The 18,189-nt window shown below is 75.7% G+C and carries 13 protein-coding genes; 7 read left to right on the top strand and 6 right to left on the bottom strand.

What is annotated here, in order from left to right:
- Positions 1-129 precede the first annotated feature (129 nt).
- Both ACF068_RS05160 and ACF068_RS05155 read right to left on the bottom strand, forming a co-directional pair.
- On the bottom strand, positions 130-2,949 hold the full coding sequence (locus ACF068_RS05160) for an AAA family ATPase (RefSeq protein WP_392272784.1): 2,820 nt from the start codon (positions 2,947-2,949) through the stop codon (positions 130-132).
- A gap of 232 nt (positions 2,950-3,181) precedes the next feature.
- The gene (locus tag ACF068_RS05155) at positions 3,182-3,991 is read right to left on the bottom strand and encodes an alpha/beta hydrolase family protein (protein ID WP_392273260.1); all 810 of its coding nucleotides are present in this window, start codon (positions 3,989-3,991) and stop codon (positions 3,182-3,184) included.
- A 332-nt stretch (positions 3,992-4,323) separates the two neighbouring features.
- Here ACF068_RS05155 and ACF068_RS05150 point away from each other — a divergent pair, with 332 nt between their 5' ends.
- Together ACF068_RS05150 and ACF068_RS05145 are read left to right on the top strand one after the other, a co-directional pair.
- Complete coding sequence (locus tag ACF068_RS05150; RefSeq protein WP_392272783.1) at positions 4,324-4,989, top strand: TOPRIM nucleotidyl transferase/hydrolase domain-containing protein; 666 nt, start codon at positions 4,324-4,326, stop codon at positions 4,987-4,989.
- Between the two features lie 186 nt (positions 4,990-5,175).
- Positions 5,176-5,400 (top strand): hypothetical protein, encoded by a 225-nt coding sequence (locus tag ACF068_RS05145; RefSeq protein ID WP_392272782.1) that lies wholly within the window; start codon positions 5,176-5,178, stop codon positions 5,398-5,400.
- 23 nt (positions 5,401-5,423) lie between these two features.
- On the opposite strand, the gene ACF068_RS05140 is transcribed toward ACF068_RS05145, so the two are convergent.
- Positions 5,424-6,179: a ZIP family metal transporter gene (locus ACF068_RS05140; RefSeq protein WP_392272781.1), complete on the bottom strand. Its 756-nt coding sequence runs from the start codon at positions 6,177-6,179 to the stop codon at positions 5,424-5,426.
- A gap of 228 nt (positions 6,180-6,407) precedes the next feature.
- Here ACF068_RS05140 and ACF068_RS05135 point away from each other — a divergent pair, with 228 nt between their 5' ends.
- From ACF068_RS05135 to ACF068_RS05125, 3 genes are all read left to right on the top strand, one after another.
- A complete protein-coding gene (locus ACF068_RS05135) occupies positions 6,408-6,773 on the top strand; it encodes a hypothetical protein (protein WP_392272780.1) in 366 nt (121 codons plus the stop codon).
- A 169-nt stretch (positions 6,774-6,942) separates the two neighbouring features.
- Positions 6,943-10,902 carry a helix-turn-helix domain-containing protein gene (locus ACF068_RS05130; RefSeq protein WP_392272779.1) on the top strand — a complete coding sequence of 1,320 codons (3,960 nt, stop codon included), beginning with the start codon at positions 6,943-6,945 and terminating at the stop codon, positions 10,900-10,902.
- 134 nt (positions 10,903-11,036) lie between these two features.
- Positions 11,037-11,882 carry a C40 family peptidase gene (locus ACF068_RS05125; protein ID WP_392272778.1) on the top strand — a complete coding sequence of 282 codons (846 nt, stop codon included), beginning with the start codon at positions 11,037-11,039 and terminating at the stop codon, positions 11,880-11,882.
- Between the two features lie 65 nt (positions 11,883-11,947).
- Here ACF068_RS05125 and ACF068_RS05120 read toward each other — a convergent pair whose 3' ends face one another.
- Positions 11,948-12,334: a VOC family protein gene (locus tag ACF068_RS05120; RefSeq protein WP_392272777.1), complete on the bottom strand. Its 387-nt coding sequence runs from the start codon at positions 12,332-12,334 to the stop codon at positions 11,948-11,950.
- A gap of 200 nt (positions 12,335-12,534) precedes the next feature.
- Here ACF068_RS05120 and ACF068_RS05115 point away from each other — a divergent pair, with 200 nt between their 5' ends.
- Together ACF068_RS05115 and ACF068_RS05110 are read left to right on the top strand one after the other, a co-directional pair.
- Positions 12,535-14,601: a discoidin domain-containing protein gene (locus tag ACF068_RS05115; RefSeq protein ID WP_392272776.1), complete on the top strand. Its 2,067-nt coding sequence runs from the start codon at positions 12,535-12,537 to the stop codon at positions 14,599-14,601.
- Between the two features lie 67 nt (positions 14,602-14,668).
- Positions 14,669-15,700: a lactonase family protein gene (locus ACF068_RS05110; RefSeq protein ID WP_392272775.1), complete on the top strand. Its 1,032-nt coding sequence runs from the start codon at positions 14,669-14,671 to the stop codon at positions 15,698-15,700.
- A gap of 2 nt (positions 15,701-15,702) precedes the next feature.
- Here the strand turns inward: ACF068_RS05110 and ACF068_RS05105 are convergent, their stop codons facing one another.
- A complete protein-coding gene (locus tag ACF068_RS05105) occupies positions 15,703-15,927 on the bottom strand; it encodes a hypothetical protein (protein WP_392272774.1) in 225 nt (74 codons plus the stop codon).
- Positions 15,928-16,073: 146 nt separating this feature from the next.
- Entirely contained in the window at positions 16,074-17,918 is a 1,845-nt protein-coding gene (locus ACF068_RS05100) for a glycoside hydrolase family 15 protein (RefSeq protein ID WP_392272773.1), read from the bottom strand.
- Positions 17,919-18,189 lie beyond the last annotated feature (271 nt).

Below are 18,189 nucleotides of genomic sequence, written 5' to 3'. Positions count from 1 at the left end.
GGTGCTCGGCACTGCAACCTACGGCCGTCGGCGGAAGACGCCCGCCCCACACGCCGGACTCCGCCGGATCGGGGCACTTCCCCCGGCGGGAAATCGTCCGCGTGGCCCGGGGACGGCAGGGACGGGCGGTCAGCCGGTGGGAACGGATTCCTCCCGGGCCACCAGCCGGGAGAGTTCGACGCGGGAGCGGACCCCGAGGAGCGCGAAGACGTTGCGCAGGTGGTGGTCGACGGTGCGCGGGCTGATGGACAGCCGCACGGCCACCTCCCGGTTGGTCGCCCCCTCGGCGACGCACCGGGCGATCCTGAGCTGCTGCGGGGTGAGGCACGCCAGCGGGCCGGCCGTCCCGGGCGCGGACGCCCCGCCGGTCGCCCGCAGCTCCGCCCGGGTCTGCTCGGCCCACACCGCGGCGCCGGAGCGCTCGAAGGCGCAGAGCGCGTCCAGCAGCCGGCCCCGGGCCTCGCGGGGCCGCCGTCGGCGCCGCAGCCACTTGCCGTACAGCAGCAGGGTGCGGGCGCGCTCGAAGTCACCGCCCGCCCGTTCGTGCCGGGTGAGCGCGTGCCCGTAGAGCGCCTCGGTCTCCGCCGCCGGGGCGAGCAGGGCGCGGCAGCGGGCGAGCTGCGCGGGCGCCCGCGGGTCGGCGCCCAGGGCCGTCCAGAGGGCGAACTCCTCGACCGCGGTGCCGGTGTCGGCGTCCCACCGGCCCGCGAGCACGGTGGCCTCGACGAAGCACGGCGCCATGAGCATCCGTACGGCGAAGTGGCCGCGCCGGTGCCCGGGGCGCACCAGGGGACCCAGCCGGGCGGCGGCCTCCGGGGCCAGGCCACGGGCCAGGTCGGCGCGGGCGCGGGCCCATTCGGCGAGCGATGCGGCCTGGGTGAGCCCGTGCGGGGCCGCGGCCTGCTGGACGGCGCCGGTGTGCGCGGCGAGCGCCGGGCCGTCGCCCTCGATGGAGGCGACCAGGGCGAGTACGGCGTGGTGGTGGGCCACCACGTTGCGCTGGCCCGCGCGGTGGGCGGCCCGCAGGCCCTCCTCGGCGTGGGCGCGGGCGCGGGCGTGCCGCCCGGCCCGCAGCTCGGCGTAGGCGAGGTGCTCCAGGGCCTGCGGGACCAGGGTGGTGATGCCGCGAGCCCGCGCGACCGCCAGCGCGCGGGCGTTGACCCGGCACGCGGCGGTGATGTCGCCGAGGACGAGCGCCGCGGCCCCGGCGCGCATCAGCCGCGCCGGATCGGCGTCGTCCGCCGTGCGGTCGAGGGCGCGGCGCAGCGGTCCGCGCGCCTCGTCGAACCGGCCGCCCAGCGCCGCGACCATCCCGGCGCGGAAGTCCTCGTCGTACGGATCGGGACCGGCCGGTCCGGTTCCGAGGGCGGCCAGGCACGACGGCACGTCACCGGCCGCCCAGGCCGCCTCCATGGCGCCGAACCGGGCGTCGCGGGCGCCGGCCGGGTCGTGCCGGTCGAGCAGGGCGGCCGCCAGGAGCAGGGCCTGGTGGGCGTCGCCCACGGGGCCGTCGCGCAGGGCGAGGGCGCCGCGCACGAGTTCGGCGCCGCCCCGCACCGCGTCGTCGTGGCCGGCCGTGCCCCGCTGGGCCGCCGCCAGCAGTTCCCGTGCCCGGCGCGGCCGGCCACCGAGCCTGGCGTACTCGGCGGCGGCCGTCAGCCGGGCGGCGCGGTCGCCGTCGGTGCCGGTGAGGCCGGCGGCGCGGGCGAACGCCAGGGACCGCTGGTGGGGTTCGGCGGGCGCGTCGGGGTCGGCCGCGGCGGCCGCGAGCTCGGCGGCGAGCCGGGGGGCGGGTCCGTCGGCGGCCAGGGCGCGGTGCGACAGGCGGGCGAGCCGGTGGCGTTCGCCGTCGAGGGCGGCGGCCAGGAGCGTGTGCGCCGCGCGGCGGCGGGTGAGCGGGGCGCCCCGGTGGACGGCGCGGCGCACCAGCGGGTCGTCGAAGCGGATGCGGTCGCCGGTGCCGCGGGCCACGCCCGCCACCTCGGCCGCGTCCAGCGCGGCCGGGTCGAGACCGGCGGCGTGCGCGGCGCGCAGCACCAGGGCCGCGTCGGCGCCCCCGCCGTCCGGTTGCCCCTCATGGGCGGCGGCCACCAGTAACAGCAGGTCGCGGGTGGCCGCGGGCAGTTCGGCCAGCCGGGCGCCCACGACGCCCGTCAGGGCGGGGCCGTCCGCGAGCGGCCGGGGCAGCGGGGCGTGCCCGGAGAGCTGTGCGGCGGACAGCCGGCCGGCCAGAGCGGTGAGGAGCGCCGGGTTGCCCTCCGCCTCGTGCAGCAGTTCCTCGCGTACGAGGGGGTCGGCGGCGCCCCCGGTGAGGTCGTCCAGCAGGCCGCCGGCCGCCCGGTCGGTCAGCGGGCCGAGGTGAAGCAGCGGCAGACCGGCGAAGTCGGGTGCGGTGGCCCGGTGGGCGGCCACCGAGAGCAGCAGGCCGACGGCGGGCGCGGAGTCGACGCGCCGGGCGGCGAAGCCCAGGGCGGCGCGTGAGGCCGGGTCCCACAGGTGGGCGTCGTCGACGCAGACCAGGAGGGGCCGGCGGGCGGCGGTGGACCGCAGCAGGTCGAGGAGGGCGGTGGGCGGCAGTCCGGTGTGCAGGATGCCGCCGGGCGATGGGGCGGGGGCGGCGGAGCACGGGGCGGCCGGGGCGGGTGCCGGGTCGCCGGGAGCGCCCGATAGGGGGGCGGCGGTGGGGGCGGTGCTCAGCAGGGCGTGCAGCCCGCTGTGGGCGAGGTGGCGTTCGGCGGGCGCGGCTCGGGTGTGCAGGACGGTCCCGTCGGTGACGCCGGCCGCCGCCCGGTCCAGCAGGGCGGTCCGCCCGAGGCCGGGTCCACCGGCCACGAGCAGCACGCCGGACCGGCCGGAGCGCAGGCGTTCCGACAGGGCGGCGACGGCGTCCAGTTCGGCCTCGCGGCCGTGCAGGCGCGGAGCGGTCCGAGCGGTCGTCTTCGTGGTCACGCCGATCACGTTACTTGCGCGTAACGAGTGCCGGAAGCCTGGCGTCCACCGGCTTCTCCGACCCGGTGAACCCGCGTCGACCTGCGGAGACGATGCGCGTGGGGTGGTTCCGGTGGGCGCGTCCCCAAGCGCGGTGGGCCAACTCTGTGCGCGTGCACAACCAGGGCCGGCGGCGGCCGCGGGGTGCGGTCGCCGCCGGCCGGGCGGTGCGGTCAGGAGCCGGGCGGTGCGGTCAGGAGGTGTGCGGACAGGTGCCGCGGTACTCCTCGATCGTCAGGCTGGGGCGCGGGAGGGGGCAGAGGAACTGCTCGTAGCGGGTGTCATTGTCGATGAAGCGCTTGAGCCACGAGATGCTGTACTTCGCGATGGTGGTGTCCGAGGTGTTGGGCGTGAAGTGGGTCGCGTTGTTCAGCTCCAGGTACGCCTTGTCGAGCGTGCCGGGCAGCGACTCGTAGAACGGCTCCGAGTGCGTGGCGACGGGCGCGATCGTGTCGCCGTCCGCGCCCACGACAAGGGTCGGGGTGCGCAGTTCGGGCCAGGTCTTGTCGGTGTTCCAGCCGGTGAGCGGGATCGCGGCCTGGAGGGAGGGCCGGCTCTTGGCGGCCTCCAGGGTGCCGCCGCCGCCCATGGAGTGCCCCATGACGCCGAGCCGGGTGCTGTCGATCCGGCCTCTGACCGTGCTGCGCTGGGTCAGGTAGTCGAGGGCGGCGAGCAGTTGGCGGCCCCGGCTGTCGGGCTGGTCGAGGGTGGTGAGGGTGTCGATCGTCATGACGACGAACCCCTGGGAGGCGAGTCTCGGGCCCAGCCAGGCGATGGACGACTGGGTGCCGGTGAAGCCGGGGGAGATGGCGATCGCCCCGAACGTCCCGTCCGCGGTGGTGGTGGGGTAGTAGATGGTGCCGCCGCCGAAGCCGGTGACGCTCAGCGAGGAGACGCCGGTCTGCGAGACGGCGTAGGGCCCGCGGAGGGCCTCGATGCTCGCGGTGCTGGGAGCGGGGCCCCGCTCGTAGGGGTTGTCCGCGGCCTGGGCGCCGGTGGTCATGGCGCTGCTGAGGCCGGTGACGGCCAGGAACGCCACCAGGGCCGCCGTGAACGGCCGGTGGCGGCGCCGGCGCGCGGCGGAGGCGGTGGTGGCGGGCTGCTGGGTGGGGTGGGCGGCGCCGAGGGGGGTGCCGGCGGGTGCGTGCTGCACGACGGAGTCGTCCTCTCTGTCGTGGCGGCTGCGGCCCGGAGCGGCCCGGTCCGCATCGCCGTGGCGGGTGGGGGTGCCACTGTCACGGCGGCCCGGGGGCTGCGGCATCGGTGTAATCGCCGGTCTCGGCGGCGGGAAAAACGCGGCGACGCGGTCGGTACGGGTTTGCCAGACTGGCGCGGATGAACGACGTACAGCGTTTCCGGTCGGCGGTGATCGCCTGGGCCGCGGGCGGCGAGGACGCCCCGGCGGCGGCCGTGGCGGCGCGCGAACTGGCCGCGCGGGCCCGGCCGAAGAAGGTCCTGCTGGTCGAGGGTCCCAGCGACCGGGTCGCGGTGGAGGCCCTGGCCGCGTGCCGGGGCCGGGACCTGGACGCGGAGGGCTTCCCGGTCGTCCCGCTCGGTGGCGTGACGAGCATCGGCCGGTTCCTGGAGGTGGTGGGGCCCCGGGGGCTGGGGCTCGGTCTGGCCGGGTTGTGCGACGTGGCGGAGGAGCGCTGGTTCCGGCGCGGGCTGGAGCGGGCCGGTCTCGGCGGCGGCCTCGGCCGTGCCGGCATGGAGCGGTGCGGTTTCCATGTGTGCGACGCCGACCTGGAGGACGAGCTGATACGGGCGTCGGGCGCCGAGGCGGTGGGTGAGGTCATCGCCGCCGCGGGGGAGCTGCGCGCCTTCCGCACCTTCCGCAACCAGCCCGCGCAGCGGGACCGGCCGGTCGAGCGACAGCTCCACCGGTTCATGGGCACGCACAGCGGCCGCAAGGCCCGGTACGCGCGGCTGCTCGTGACGCGTCTGGACCCGGAGCGCGTCCCCGCACCGCTGACGCGCCTGCTCGCCGACGCGACGGCCTGACCCGCCCGGGCCGCCGGCCCGCCGGGGCGCCACCACCGGCCCGCTCCGGCGAGCGGGAACCGGAACCGGGCTCGGGCTCGGGCTCGGGCTCCGGACCGGTGAGGTATACGCACCGCGGAGGATGTGCTGCCGCCGCCCTGCCCCTACGGTGCTCAGCAGGCACCGAACCACCAGGAGGGCAGTCGGATGATCGAAGAATCCGGGACCGATCACTGGACGGACCGGGAGGCGGACGCTGGACTGACCGTCTTACCGGGGTTACCCGCCGGCCTCCCCGCCGGTTTCCGGGCCGCCGCGTCGCCCTGGGAGCGCCGCGCCCCGTGGGAACTGCGGGAACGGGCCCACGGCATGCCCGACTGGGCGGCCCAGGACGAGTGGTCCTCCCCCACGTTCCGCTCCCCGTCGTGCTGACGGGTCCCGGAGCGCCGCCTCCGTCACGCGTGGGAGAGCGCGAAGGAGACGAGGAAGCCGCAGACGGTGATCAGCCCGATGCCCAGGTGCGCGTCGTCGAACGCCTCCGGGATCATCGTGTCCGCGATCATCGCCAGGATCGCCCCGGCGGCCACGGCCGTCACCGAGGCCACCACGGCCGTCGGCAGGGCGCCGACCACCGTGTAGCCCAGCACCGCCGAGACGGTGCTCGCCACCGCGATCGCGCCCCACACCCCGAAGACGTACCCCTTGCCGCGGCCCGCCCGCTTCATGCCCGCTGAACTCGACAGCCCCTCCGGCACATTGCTGAGGAACACCGCGGCGACCGTCACTGTGCTCACCGCCCCGCCGTCGAGCAGGCTCACCCCGATGGCCGCCGACTCCGGTACGCCGTCGAGCAGGGCGCCCAGGGCCAGGGCGAGGCCGGAGCCGCCGGCCTGCGCCTCCGAGGGCTGGGCCTGCCGGTGCCCGGACCGTTTGCGGTGGCGGCCGCCGCGCCGGGCCAGCCACAGGTTGCCGGCCGTGTAGGCGACGGCGCCCGCGACCGTGCCCACGGCCGCGGGCGCCAGACCACCCTGTTCGTAGGACTCCTCCACCAGTTCGAACGACACGGCGGACAGCAGGACGCCCGCCCCGAACGCCATCACCGACGCGATCAGCCACCGGGGCACGGGCACCGCGAACCCCACCAGCGCGCCCAGCAGGAGCGCCGAACCCGCCACTCCACCCCACAGAGCCGCTTGCACCACTTCAGTCATGCCGTGCCTCATACCCACCGGGGCGGCCGCCGTTCCTCCCGGGCGGGTCGCATGTGCGGCGGGCCCGCCGTACCCCCGGAGCCGTTGACCGGGCGGTGGTGGACGCGCTGGTCAGGGGCTGTTTCCCGGGTGGCGGCCGGACGGGCAACAGGAAACCCGTCGACCCGGGCGGACCCCGTGGACAGTCTGGAGTCGTCAGCGCTCCACACGACCCACCAAGGGGGAAACATGCGCAAGATGATGCGGACCGTCGCGGCGCTCGCACTGGCCGTCGGGACGATGACCACCGTCGGCGCGACCCAGGCCCAGGCGGCCGAGGCGGCCACGAGCCACGGGTGCCCGTCAGGGTACGTCTGCCTCTACCCGGGTGCGGGCTGGAACAACGACCGGCCCACGCACACCTACTACACCTACGGGGCCCACAACCTCAGCAACATGTACGGCACCTACCGCATCTACAACAACCAGACCGGCGGGGCCACGGTGCGGACCTGCACCGGCTACAACGGCACCGGCTGCCAGGGCTACCTGCCGGCCGGCTGGTACATCGACAAGGACATGACGCCCATCAACTCGATCACCCTCCAGCCGTAGTCACCGGCCTCCCCACCCGAGGGACAGCTTCCGGAACCGCCCACGCGGCGGTTCCGGAAGTCCTGTTCCCGCCACACCGGCCCGACGACTTGGCCGGTTGTCGGACCCCCGCTGTAGCCTGGGCACCTGTCATCTCACGATCCGGGCGCGCCTTGCCAGGGGGGATGCTTTGGGGGATCCGGACCGCGGACGGAAGACCGACCGTCCGTACGCAACCGACCGATCGCACGAGAGCGAAAGTCCGCACGCAACCGAGAGTCCGCACGACACCGGCCGTCCGCGCGGAACCGGCCGTCCGCGCGAGTCGCCCGGGGACACGGCGGCGCCCTTCTCCGCGCGGCTGAGACACCTGCGACTGGAGCGCGGGCTGTCGCTGGCCGATCTGGCTCGCCGGACGCACTACAGCAAGGGCTACCTCAGCAAGATCGAGACGGGCGCCAAGCGGGTCACCTTCGACGTCGCACGCCGGTGCGACCAGGTCCTGCGGGCGGAGGGCGAGCTGCTGCGCCTGGTACGGGAGGGGCCCGCGCCCCCTCCCCCGCCGGGCGACCCACCGGACGGACCCTGCCCCTACCGGGGGCTGTCGGCCTTCACCCCCGAGGACGCGGGGTGGTTCTTCGGCCGGGAGCGGGCGACGGCCGCGCTGGTCGAGCGGGTCTTCGAACGGATCGGTTCCGGACCGGTGTTGCTGGTCGCCCCCTCGGGCGCCGGGAAGTCGTCGCTGCTCAACGCCGGTCTCGTACCGGCCCTCCGGCGCGGTGGCGGCTTCCCGATGCCGGGTGCCGACGAGTGGCCCGTGGTGCTGTGCACGCCGACCGCACAGCCCCTCCAGGAGCTGCTCGACCGCACCGCAAAGGCCGTGGGGAGCGACCTCGGGGTCAGTACGCGGGAGCTGCGCGACCGGCCCGGGGCGCTGCTCGACGCGGTGCGGCGGCTCTCGGACGGCCGGTCCGCGCCGGAGCCCGGCGACCGGCCGGCGCCACCCGTCCGGCCGGTGCTGATCGTCGACCAGTTCGAGGAACTGTTCACCCTCTGCCCCGACGAGGACGAGCGGCGCGCCTTCGTCCGGGTGCTCACCGCGCTCGCCGCGTCCCCGCCCGAGGCGGCCGGCCAGGACGCCGCGGCCGTCGTGATCGGGGTGCGGGCCGACTTCACCGGCAACTGCCTCGAACTTTCGGAACTCGCACCGGTGTTCACCGGCGGTCTGTTCGTGCTGCCGCCGATGTCGGTGGCGGAGCTGCGCGAGTCCATCACCGGCCCGGCCGGGCTCGCCGGCGTCACGCTCGAACGGGGCCTGGTCCCCCTGCTGCTGCGGGACGCCGGACTGCGCGAGGCGGGCGCCGGCGAACCGGGCCGGGCGGCGGAGCACGCGCCGTCCGGTGCCCTGCCCCTGGTGTCGCACGCGCTCATGGCCACGTGGCAGCGGCGTGAGGACGGCACGCTGACGGTGGCCGGTTACGAGGACACCGGCGGCATCCAGGGGGCGATCGCCCGTACGGCGGAGGACGTGTTCGCCCGCCTCTACCCGGCCGAGCAGAGGACCATCCGCCGGATCCTGGTGCGGCTGGTCCATGTGGAGGACGGCACCGGGGCGACCCGGCGCCGCACGAGCCGGACGGCCCTGCTGGAGCAGCTGACGGACGCGGACGGGGCGGCGGCCGCGCTGGACGCGTTCGTACGGGCCCGGCTGATCACCGTGGACTGCGACACCGTGGAGATCACCCACGAGGCGCTGCTGCACGCCTGGCCCCGGCTGCGCGGCTGGATCCACGCCGACCGGGCGGGGCTGCTGGCGCACCAGCAGCTCACCCACGCGGCGGAGGACTGGGAGCGCGAGGGACGCGACCCGTCCGCCCTGTACCGGGGGACCCGGCTGGACACGGTGCGGGCCTGGGCACAGGAGTGGGAAGGCATCGGCCGGCTCGGCCCGCGGGAGGCCGCCTTCCTCCGGGCCAGCCGGGCCGAGGAGGACGCGCGGGCCGAGCAGGCCCGGCGTCAGGTCCGGTGGCAGCAGCGGATGCTGGCCACGCTCGTGGTCCTGCTGGCCGTGGCCCTGACGGCCGGGGGCGTGGCGTACCAGCAGCGCGCGGGCGCGCTGGACCAGGAGCGGGCCGCCCGTTCGCAGGCGCTGGCCGCGCGGTCCACGTCGCTGGCCGCCGGTCAGCCGGAGGCGTCCATGCTGCTCGCCGAGGAGGCCTACCGTACGGCGCCCACGACCGAGGCGCGGGGGGCGCTGCTGAGCACCCAGGCGCAGCCCTTCTCCGGCCGGCTGCGCGGGCACGACGGGCCGGTGAACGCCGTGGCGTTCGCGCCGGGCGGCCGGCTGCTGGCGTCGGCGAGTTCGGACGGGACGGTGCGGCTGTGGCGGGTGGCCGACCACTGGACCGGTGCGGCGCTGCCGGTCCCCGGGCGGGTGCGCTCGGTCGCCTTCGGCCCGGACGGGCGGGTGCTCGCGGTGACGTCCACGGACGGGCCGGTGCGGCTGTGGGACACGGCGGCGGACCGGCCGGTGCCGGCGGGCGCGCTGCCCGCGCGCACGGCAGGGGCCCGGGCGGTGGCCTTCGCCCCGCGCGGGCGGACGCTGGCCGTCGCGGGCGCCGACGGCACGGTCGGACTGTGGGACGTCGGTGGCGCCCGGCCCCGGGCGGCGGGGACGCTGCGGGGCCATCGGGGGCGCGTCAACGCGCTGGCGTACGCCCCGGACGGGCGGACGCTCGTGTCGGCCGGCTCGGACCGGACCGTACGGCTGTGGGACACCGCCGGCGACCGGCCGCCCGCCGTCCTCGGGGAGCACACCGACGAGGTGCTGGGAGCCGCGTTCGCGCCCGACGGGGGGACGGTCGCCACCGGGGGCATGGACCGGACGGTGCGGCTGTGGGACACCCGCTCGCACCGTGCCGTGAAGACCCTGACCGGGCACGACGACGACGTCAACGCGGTCGCGTACACCCCGGACGGCACGAGGGTGGTCAGCGCGGGCGGCGACGGCACGACCCGGCTGTGGGACGTGCGCGGCGGCCGGCCGACCGCGACGCTGACGGGGCACACGGACTATGTGCTCGGGGTGGCCGTGGACCCGCGCGGCGCGGTGCTGGCCACGGCCGGGTTCGACCAGACCGTGGTGCTGTGGGACCTGCGCGGTCCGGTGCTGACGTCGCACCCGTTCACCGAGGTCCTCCGGGCCGCCTACAGCCCGGACGGGAAGCTGCTGGCCGCCGCCGGCGCCGATCACACGGTGCGGCTGTGGGACGTGACGGGGCGCCGGCCGCCCGCGACGCTCACCGGGCACCGTGAATCGGTGTACTCGGTGGACTTCTCGCCCGACGGGCGGACCCTGGCGTCGGCCGGCTCCGACGGCACGGTCCGGTTGTGGGACGTGGCCGGGCGCCGCCCGCTGGGCGCGCTCACCGGGACGCACGGGGACGTGTTCTCGGTGGTCTTCGCCCCGGACGGGCGGACCCTGGCGTCGGCCGGCTCCGACCGTGCGGTGCGGCTGTGGGACGTGGCCACGCGCCGCCACCTGACCGCGCTGGCCGGCCACACGGACTTCGTCAACGACGTGGTGTTCAGCCCCGACGGGCGCACTCTGGCGAGCGCCGGTGACGACCTGGCGGTGCGGCTGTGGGACGTCGGCACGCGCCGGCCGCTGGCCGCGCTCACCGGGCACACGGGCGCGGTGCGCGGTGTGGCGTTCGCCCCGGACGGGGGGTTGCTGGCGAGCAGCGGCAACGACGGGACGGTGCGGCTGTGGGACCCCCGGCTGCGGCGCCCGGTGGGGGCGCTGACCGGTCACACCGGTTCCGCGCGGGGCATCGCCTTCTCCCCCGACGGGCGGACGCTGGCCAGCAGCGGCAACGACCGTACGGTGCGGCTGTGGGACGTCGGCACGCGCCGGCTGTGGGCGGCGCTGACGGGTCATACGAACGCGGTGTGGGGCGTCGTCTTCTCCCCCGACGGGCGGACGGTCGCCAGCAGCAGCAACGACGGCACGGTCAGGCTGTGGAGTCCGGACGTGGGTGCCCGGCTGGCGGAGGTCTGCCGGGTGCGGCAGCGCGCTGGTCCCGGGGGCCGGGAGCCGTCGGCGTCCGGTCTGCCGGTGGCCTCCGGCACGGCGTGCGCCGACGGCTGACGCCTGGTCACCGGGGGTTTCCCGGGTGTTTCCCGTTGCCCGTCCGGGTGGGCGACGCGGAAGTGTCGACGGGCCCGGGCCACGCCCGTCAGGCTGCTGTCCGGCAGCACGTCCACACGGAACAGGGGTTTCGCATGCTTCGCCGCTCCGGTCTCATCGGCACACTCCTCGCCTTGGTCGCCCTGTTCCTCTGGGCGCCCGGGTCCGCGTCGGCGGCGGCCGACGACACGTGCGGCGTCCGGGCGCCGGGGGCCTCCGCGGCGGCCGAGCGGGCCGTCGCCGCGGCCTGCGCGCAGGTCGCCGCGGGCGTCTGGTACACGTGGGGCGGCGGGCACGGCCCGCGGCCCGGTCCGACGTACGGTCAGGTGGACCCGACCGACCCGGCCAGCGAACACGACCCGGAGCGGCTCGGCTTCGACTGCTCCGGTCTGGTCCGCCACGCCTACGCCGAGGCCACCGGGTCGGACCCGCTCAACGGGGACGCCAGTGCCCAGTTCTACACGCACCGGGCCGCGGAGCGTTTCACCGCCGCCCAGGGCCTGGCCCCGCTGCTGCCGGGTGACCTGCTGGTCTGGGGCACGTCCCGGGACCTGCACCACATCGCCATCTACCTGGGTGCCGGCAAGATGGTGGAGGCGCGGCAGTCCGGCACCAAGCTGATGGTCAGCGACGTCCGGCTGACCGGCGGCTACTTCGGTGCCGTCCGGGTCGACACCGGTCCGGTGTCCGGCCCCCTGTTCCGGACCTGGGGCACCGGCGTCTGGACCAAGGCGGAGCCGTCGACGAAGGCCGCCCGGGTGTACGCCTTTCCCGGTCCGACGACCATCCGCGTCCAGTGCCAGAAGCACGCCGAGAAGGTCACTTCCGACGGCTACACCAACGACGCCTGGTCCTACCTGCCCGACTACAAGGCCTGGGTCACCAACATCTACATCCAGGGCCCCGCGTGGCTGAAGGACGTCTCCACCTGCACCTTCTGACGCACCTGAACCGCCGTTCGCACCAGTGACCGCCACGGGGGTCGGCCACTGGTGCGAACGGCACGTCAGGGCCGGTAGCGCAGCGGGTGATCGGCGGGCACCTCGGTCAGCACGATGCGGTGGCCGTCCGGGTCGGCGATCCACATCTCGATCAGGCCCCAGGGCTCCCGCACCGGTTCCCGCAGCACCGTCACCCCCCGCCCGGTCAGCTCCTCGTGGGCGGCGGCGCAGTCGGCGACCTGCATCCACAGGCGCAGCGTGCCGGTCGGCGGCTCGTCCGACCGGCCGGACACCTCCAGGTACCCGCCGCCCAGGAAGTAGACGGTCCCGCGCTCCGGTCCGGTACCGAACTCGCGGTAGACGGCCAGGCCCAGGGTCTCGCCGTAGAAGACGCGGGAGGCGTGCGGATCGCGGGGCCGCAGCAGGACCCTGCTGCTCAGTACGTGCACCATGGGGCGACCCTACGCCGTGTCCTCCGTGGCGCGCCTGCCCGAGCGGCGGCGCCGGATGTCTTGACTGCCCGGGCCGCAGCGGCGATCCTCTTCCACGCTTTATGAGGACATGACAAGCACATGACCAGTGCCGCGGCCGCCGGACGGCCCCCCGTCCCGGCGTCCGGCGGTGCCCCTCCGGCCGGGACAGGACACGGGTGATGACCTCGTCGCTACGCTCGCACGGCAGGGTGAAGGTCCTCGCGGCCCTCTCCCTGCTCCTCACACTGGTGGCCCTCGGGCCCGCGCCCGCCGTGGCCGGCGCCTCCCCCGCCTCCGGGTGGTGGGATCCGGTCGCCCGGCCCGCCCCCGACTCCCGGGTGGGCGTCACCGGCGAACCGTTCAGGGGCACCGACGCCCAGGGGCGGGTGCGCGGCTTCGTCGACGCGCACGACCACCTGATGTCCAACGAGGCCTTCGGCGGCCGGCTGATCTGCGGCAAGCCCTTCTCGGAGCTCGGGGTCGCCGACGCGCTCAAGGACTGCCCCGAGCACTACCCCGACGGCTCCCTCGCCGTCTTCGACTTCATCACCAAGGGCGGCGACGGCAAACACGACCCCCACGGCTGGCCGACGTTCAAGGACTGGCCCGCCCACGACTCCCTCACCCACCAGCAGAACTACTACGCCTGGGTGGAGCGCGCCTGGCGCGGCGGCCAGCGCGTCCTCGTCAACGACCTGGTCACCAACGGCGTGATCTGCTCGGTCTACTTCTTCAAGGACCGCGGCTGCGACGAGATGACCTCCATCCGCCTCCAGGCCCGCAAGACGTACGAGATGCAGGCCTTCGTCGACCGGATGTACGGCGGCCCCGGGAAGGGGTGGTTCCGGATCGTCACCGACTCGGCACAGGCCCGGGAGGTGATCGAGCAGGGCAAACTGGCCGTGGTACTGGGCGTGGAGACCTCGGAGCCGTTCGGCTGCAAGCAGATCCTCGACGTGCCGCAGTGCGGCAGGGACGACATCGACCGGGGCCTCGACGAACTGCACGCGCTCGGTGTCCGCAGCATGTTCCTGTGCCACAAGTTCGACAACGCCCTGTGCGGCGTCAGGTTCGACGAGGGCACCCTCGGCACGGCCATCAACGTGGGCCAGTTCCTGTCGACGGGCACGTTCTGGAAGACCGAGAAGTGCGCCGGCCCGCAAGCCGACAACCCCATCGGCCTCGCCGCGGCGCCCGGGGCGGAGAGCAAGCTGCCGCCCGGGGTGGCGGTCCCCTCGTACGCCGCCGGCGCCCGCTGCAACACCCGGGGGCTGAGCGCGCTCGGCGAGTACGCGCTGCGGGGCATGGCGCGGCGGGGAATGATGGTCGAGATCGACCACATGAGCGTCAAGGCGGCGGGCCGCGTCCTGGACGTCCTGGAGGCCGAGTCGTACCCCGGCGTGATCTCCTCGCATAGCTGGATGGACTCGGACTGGACGGAGCGGGTCTACCGCCTCGGCGGCTTCATCGCCCAGTACATGCACGGCGCCGAGGGCTTCACCGCCGAGGCCCGGCGCACCGACGCCCTGCGCGAGAAGTACGGCGTGGGCTACGGCTACGGCACCGACATGAACGGCGTCGGCGGCTGGCCGGGCCCCCGGGGCGCCGACGCCCCCCACCCGGTGCGCTACCCGTTCCGCAGCGCCGACGGCGGCTCGCTCCTCGACCGGCAGACCACCGGTGAACGCACCTGGGACCTCAACACCGACGGCGCCGCCCACTACGGACTGGTGCCGGACTGGCTGGAGGACATCCGGAGCGTGGGCGGCCAGGACGTCGTCGACGACCTGTTCCGCGGGGCCGAGTCCTACCTCACCACCTGGGGCGCCTCCGAGCGCCACCGCCCGGACGAGAACCTGGCCGCCGGGGCCGCGGCCTCGGCGAGCAGCGCCGAGTGGAACCCCTTCACCAGCTACGCGCCGGCCCGTGCGGTGGACGGCGACCCGCGCACCCGCTGGGCGAGCGACTGGCACGACCCCCAGTGGCTGGCGGTCGACCTGGGCGCCACGCGCACGGTCGGGCGGGTCACCCTCGACTGGGAGCGCGCGTACGCCAAGGCGTACCGGATCGAGGTGTCCGCCGACGGGGCGGACTGGCGGACCGTCCTGTCCACCACCACCGGTGACGGCGGCCTGGACACCGCGCGGTTCACCCCCGTGCCGGCCCGGCACGTCCGGGTGACGGGCCTCGCGCGCGGGACCGGATGGGGCTACTCGCTGCGCGAGGTCGGCGTGTACGGCCGCTGACCCCCGCGCCCGCGCCTACAGTGCCCAGCCAGTCGTCGTCGGCAACGGCAGGAAAGAGGGCATCGGCGTGCACTGGGCATACATCGGCTCGTTCACCTCCGGGGGCGGCCGCGGCATCACGGTCGCGGCCGTCGACCCGGCGACCGGGGCGCTCACCCCGCACACGAGCGTCGCCACCGTCGTCAACCCCTCGTCCCTCGCGTTCGCCCCGGAGACGAGGACGCTGTACGCGGTGGCCGACACGGATCCGGGCACCGTCACGGCCTTTCGCGCCGGGGCCGACGGGAGCCTGACCCCGCTGGGCCCCCCGGTCCAGGTGGCGGGCGCCGGCCCCACCCACCTCGCCGTGTCCGGTGGCCGGCTGTTCACCGCCAACTACGGCTCGGGGAGCGTCAGCGGCCTCGCGGTGGGCCCGGACGGGAGCGTCACGGGGCCCCCGGCCGTACTGGCGCACCACGGTGCGGGCCCCGACCCCGAGCGGCAGCGCGGGCCGCACGCCCACCAGGTGCTCCCCGCCCCCGGCGGGCGGTGGGTGCTGGGCGTGGACCTGGGCACCGACGCGGTGCGGGTGTGCGCGCCCGGCCCGTCGGGGGAGCTCCAGGTGCACACGGAGACGGTGCTCCGGGCCGGGTCCGGGCCGCGTCACCTCGCGTTCCACCCGGACGGCGAGGAGGTGTACGTGCTGCACGAGCTGGAGCCGCAGATGACCGTCTGCCGCTGGGACGGGGCGGCCGGGCGCCTGGAGCCGCTCGCGGAGGTGGCGGTCGACCCGGAGGGCGTGCCCGCCGGGGAGCGGGTGTACCCCTCGGTGGTCGCCGTCTCCCCCGACGGCCGTTTCGTCCGGGCCGCGGTGCGCGGCAGCAACCGGATCCTGACGTTCTCGCTGGCCGACGGGCCGGGGAAGCCGCGGCCGGCCGGCGCGGTGGACTGCGGTGGGGTGTGGCCGCGCGATCTGGTGGCCGGCCCGGGCGGGCGGCTGTACGTCGCCAACGAGTGGTCCGGCGACGTCACCTGGTTCGACGTGGACACGGAGAGCGGTGAGCCGCGGCGCGGCGGCGCGGTGGAGGTGCCGGCCGCCGCGTGCGTGGTGTTCGCCTGACCTCAGCGGCCGTGGCCGCCCGGCCGGATCGACGCCTTGGACTGCACGGCGTCCAGCGTGTGGACGGCCTCGTCCACCACGTGCTGTCCGGCCTTGCCGTCGACGCCGACGTGGACCCGGTCGACGAGTCCCTCGTTGAGCGAGTCGGCGTGGGCGGTGCCGGGGACGGCGAGGGCGGCACCGGTGAGGGCGAGCAGGACGAGGGTGTGCTGCGTGGCGCGTGACATGCCCGGCCAACGACCGCCGCGCCGCCCGGGTCACCACCGCCGTCGCCCGTACGGCGCAGTCCGGGGCACCCTTCCGCCGCCGGGGCGCGGTTCCGCCGGCGGGGCGCGGTTCCGTGGCCGCCGCTTCCCTCGCCGGCCGGCCGGGTTCAGTCGCCGGCGCGGTCCAGCTCCTCGTCGAGGGCGAGGGCCGCCATGATGAGCGCCACGTGCGTGAAGGCCTGCGGGAAGTTGCCCAGTTGCTCGCCGCTCGGCCCGATCTCCTCGGCGAACAGCCCGACGTGGTTGGCGTAGGTCAGCATCTTGTCGAACGCGTACCGCGCCATGCCGAGCCGGCCCGCGCGGGCGAGGGCCCCGGCGTACAGGAAGCTGCACAGGGAGAAGGTGCCCTCGTCACCGCGCAGCCCGTCCGGTGAGGCGAGCGGGTCGTAGCGGTGGACCAGGCTGTCGGAGACCAGCTCGGCCTCCATGGCGTCCAGGGTCGACAGCCAGCGGCGGTCCTTCGGGGAGAGGAAGCCCACCACCGGCATCAGCAGCAGGGAGGCGTCCAGCACCTCGGTGTCGTAGTGCTGGACGAACGCCCCGCGCCGGGCGCTCCAGCCGCGTTCCATGACCTGCTCGAAGACGGCGTCCCGCGCGGCGGTCCAGCCGGCGACGTCGGCGGGGCGGGCCAGGTCGCGGGCCAGCCGGATGCCCCGGTCGAAGGCCGTCCAGCACATCACGCGGCTGAAGGTGAAGTGGTGGCGGCCGCCCCGGGTCTCCCAGATGCCCTCGTCGGGCCGGTCCCAGGTGCGGGCCAGCCAGTCCAGGAGGGCGGCGAGGCCGCGCCAGCCGTCGTATCCGGCGAGCTGGGCCGCGTCGTGGGCGTGGCTCAGCGCGAAGGCGACCTCGCCGTAGATGTCGAGCTGGAGCTGGCCGGCCGCGTCGTTGCCGACCCGTACCGGGGCGGACCCCCGGTAGCCCGCCAGGTGACCGAGGACCTCCTCGCCCAGCTCCGGGTCGCCGTCCACCCGGTACATGATCTGAAGCGGCTCCCCGGTCACCGTCGCGCCCGCCGCCACGCGGGCGCCCAGCCAGCGCCGGAAGGCGTCCGCCTCCTCCTCGTACCCGAGGTCCAGCAGCGCCTTCACGGACAGGGACGCGTCGCGCACCCAGGTGTAGCGGTAATCCCAGTTGCGCTCGCCGCCGAGGCGTTCGGGCAGGCCCGCGGTGACGGCGGCCACGGGCGCGCCGGTGGGGGCGTACGTCATCAGCTTGAGGGTGATCGCGGACCGGTTGACGACCTGCTGCCAGCGGCCCCGGTACCGGCTGCGGCGCACCCAGCGGTGCCAGTGGTCGTACGTGGCGCCGAACGCCTCCCGGACGGTGTCCGCGGTCGGCCGCGGGGGCGGCGGCGGGTCGGTGCCGGGGCAGACGGTCAGTACGGCCGCCGCCCTCTGCCCCTGGCGCAGGGTCAGCTCCGCCCGGACGTCCCCGTGGCCGCGCGGGTCGCGCAGCAGCCGCGGGGGCTGGGCCGCCTCGCCGCCGAGGTGCAGGAAGACGGTGGTGTCCGGGCCGGTGAAGCGGGCGGTGTCGTGGTCGAGGTCGAGGCGGTGCGGGGCCCGTCCGTAGTCGAACCGGGGCCGGCACTCCAGCCGGAAGCGGACCTCGCCGCGGGTGACGCGCAGGATCCTGACGATCCGTTGCCGGTCGCCGGGGCCGGTCCCGGCCGGCGGCATGAAGTCGACGATCTCGCCGACGCCCTCCTCCGTCATGAACCGGGTGACCAGGACGGCGGTGTCGGCGAGGTAGAGCTGACGTGTCGTCGCCCCGTCGGCCCGCGGGGTGATGGCGAAGTGGCCGCCCCGGTCGTGGTCGAGCAGGGCGGCGAACAGGCTGGGCGAGTCGAAGCGGGGCGCGCAGAACCAGTCGAGGACCCCGTCCGACGAGATGAGGGCGGCCGTCCGCAGGTCGCCGACGAGCCCGTGGTCGGCGATCGGTGGGTAGCGGCGCATGGCGGTCCCTTCGCGAGCTCGCCCGTCACGCCACGCTACGTCCGGGCGCACGGCCGTGCACGCGGTGCGGCGCGGGCGGACGCCCCGCGGGAGCATGGCGGCGGTAGGGCGGTGGTACGGGACGCGGACGGGCTTCGGGCCGGCGCGGGTTCACCCTTCGGGCGGCGCGGGAGGTGCCACCCGGTGCCCGTCGTCCTTGAATGGCGTCAACAGGTGCGTCATCCGCCGCCGGGTGCCGTGCGTCGTCGCGCCCGCGCCCCACCGCCGGGCA

Source organism: Streptomyces sp. NPDC016309, from assembly GCF_043077235.1.
In the GTDB taxonomy this organism is placed as follows: Bacteria; Actinomycetota; Actinomycetes; order Streptomycetales; family Streptomycetaceae; genus Streptomyces.
This window is presented reverse-complemented; position numbering and strand designations above follow the sequence as displayed.

Bases quoted from the DNA above. Each gene is read 5' to 3' on its own strand.
- ACF068_RS05145 (WP_392272782.1), top strand. From the start codon at position 5,176: ATGATCGAAGAATCCGGGACCGATCACTGGACGGACCGGGAGGCGGAC.
- ACF068_RS05155 (WP_392273260.1), bottom strand. From the start codon at position 3,991: ATGACCACCGGCGCCCAGGCCGCGGACAACCCCTACGAGCGGGGCCCC.
- ACF068_RS05105 (WP_392272774.1), bottom strand. From the start codon at position 15,927: ATGTCACGCGCCACGCAGCACACCCTCGTCCTGCTCGCCCTCACCGGT.
- ACF068_RS05100 (WP_392272773.1), bottom strand. From the start codon at position 17,918: ATGCGCCGCTACCCACCGATCGCCGACCACGGGCTCGTCGGCGACCTG.
- ACF068_RS05150 (WP_392272783.1), top strand. From the start codon at position 4,324: ATGAACGACGTACAGCGTTTCCGGTCGGCGGTGATCGCCTGGGCCGCG.
- ACF068_RS05140 (WP_392272781.1), bottom strand. From the start codon at position 6,179: ATGACTGAAGTGGTGCAAGCGGCTCTGTGGGGTGGAGTGGCGGGTTCG.
- ACF068_RS05135 (WP_392272780.1), top strand. From the start codon at position 6,408: ATGCGCAAGATGATGCGGACCGTCGCGGCGCTCGCACTGGCCGTCGGG.
- ACF068_RS05125 (WP_392272778.1), top strand. From the start codon at position 11,037: ATGCTTCGCCGCTCCGGTCTCATCGGCACACTCCTCGCCTTGGTCGCC.
- ACF068_RS05120 (WP_392272777.1), bottom strand. From the start codon at position 12,334: ATGGTGCACGTACTGAGCAGCAGGGTCCTGCTGCGGCCCCGCGATCCG.
- ACF068_RS05115 (WP_392272776.1), top strand. From the start codon at position 12,535: ATGACCTCGTCGCTACGCTCGCACGGCAGGGTGAAGGTCCTCGCGGCC.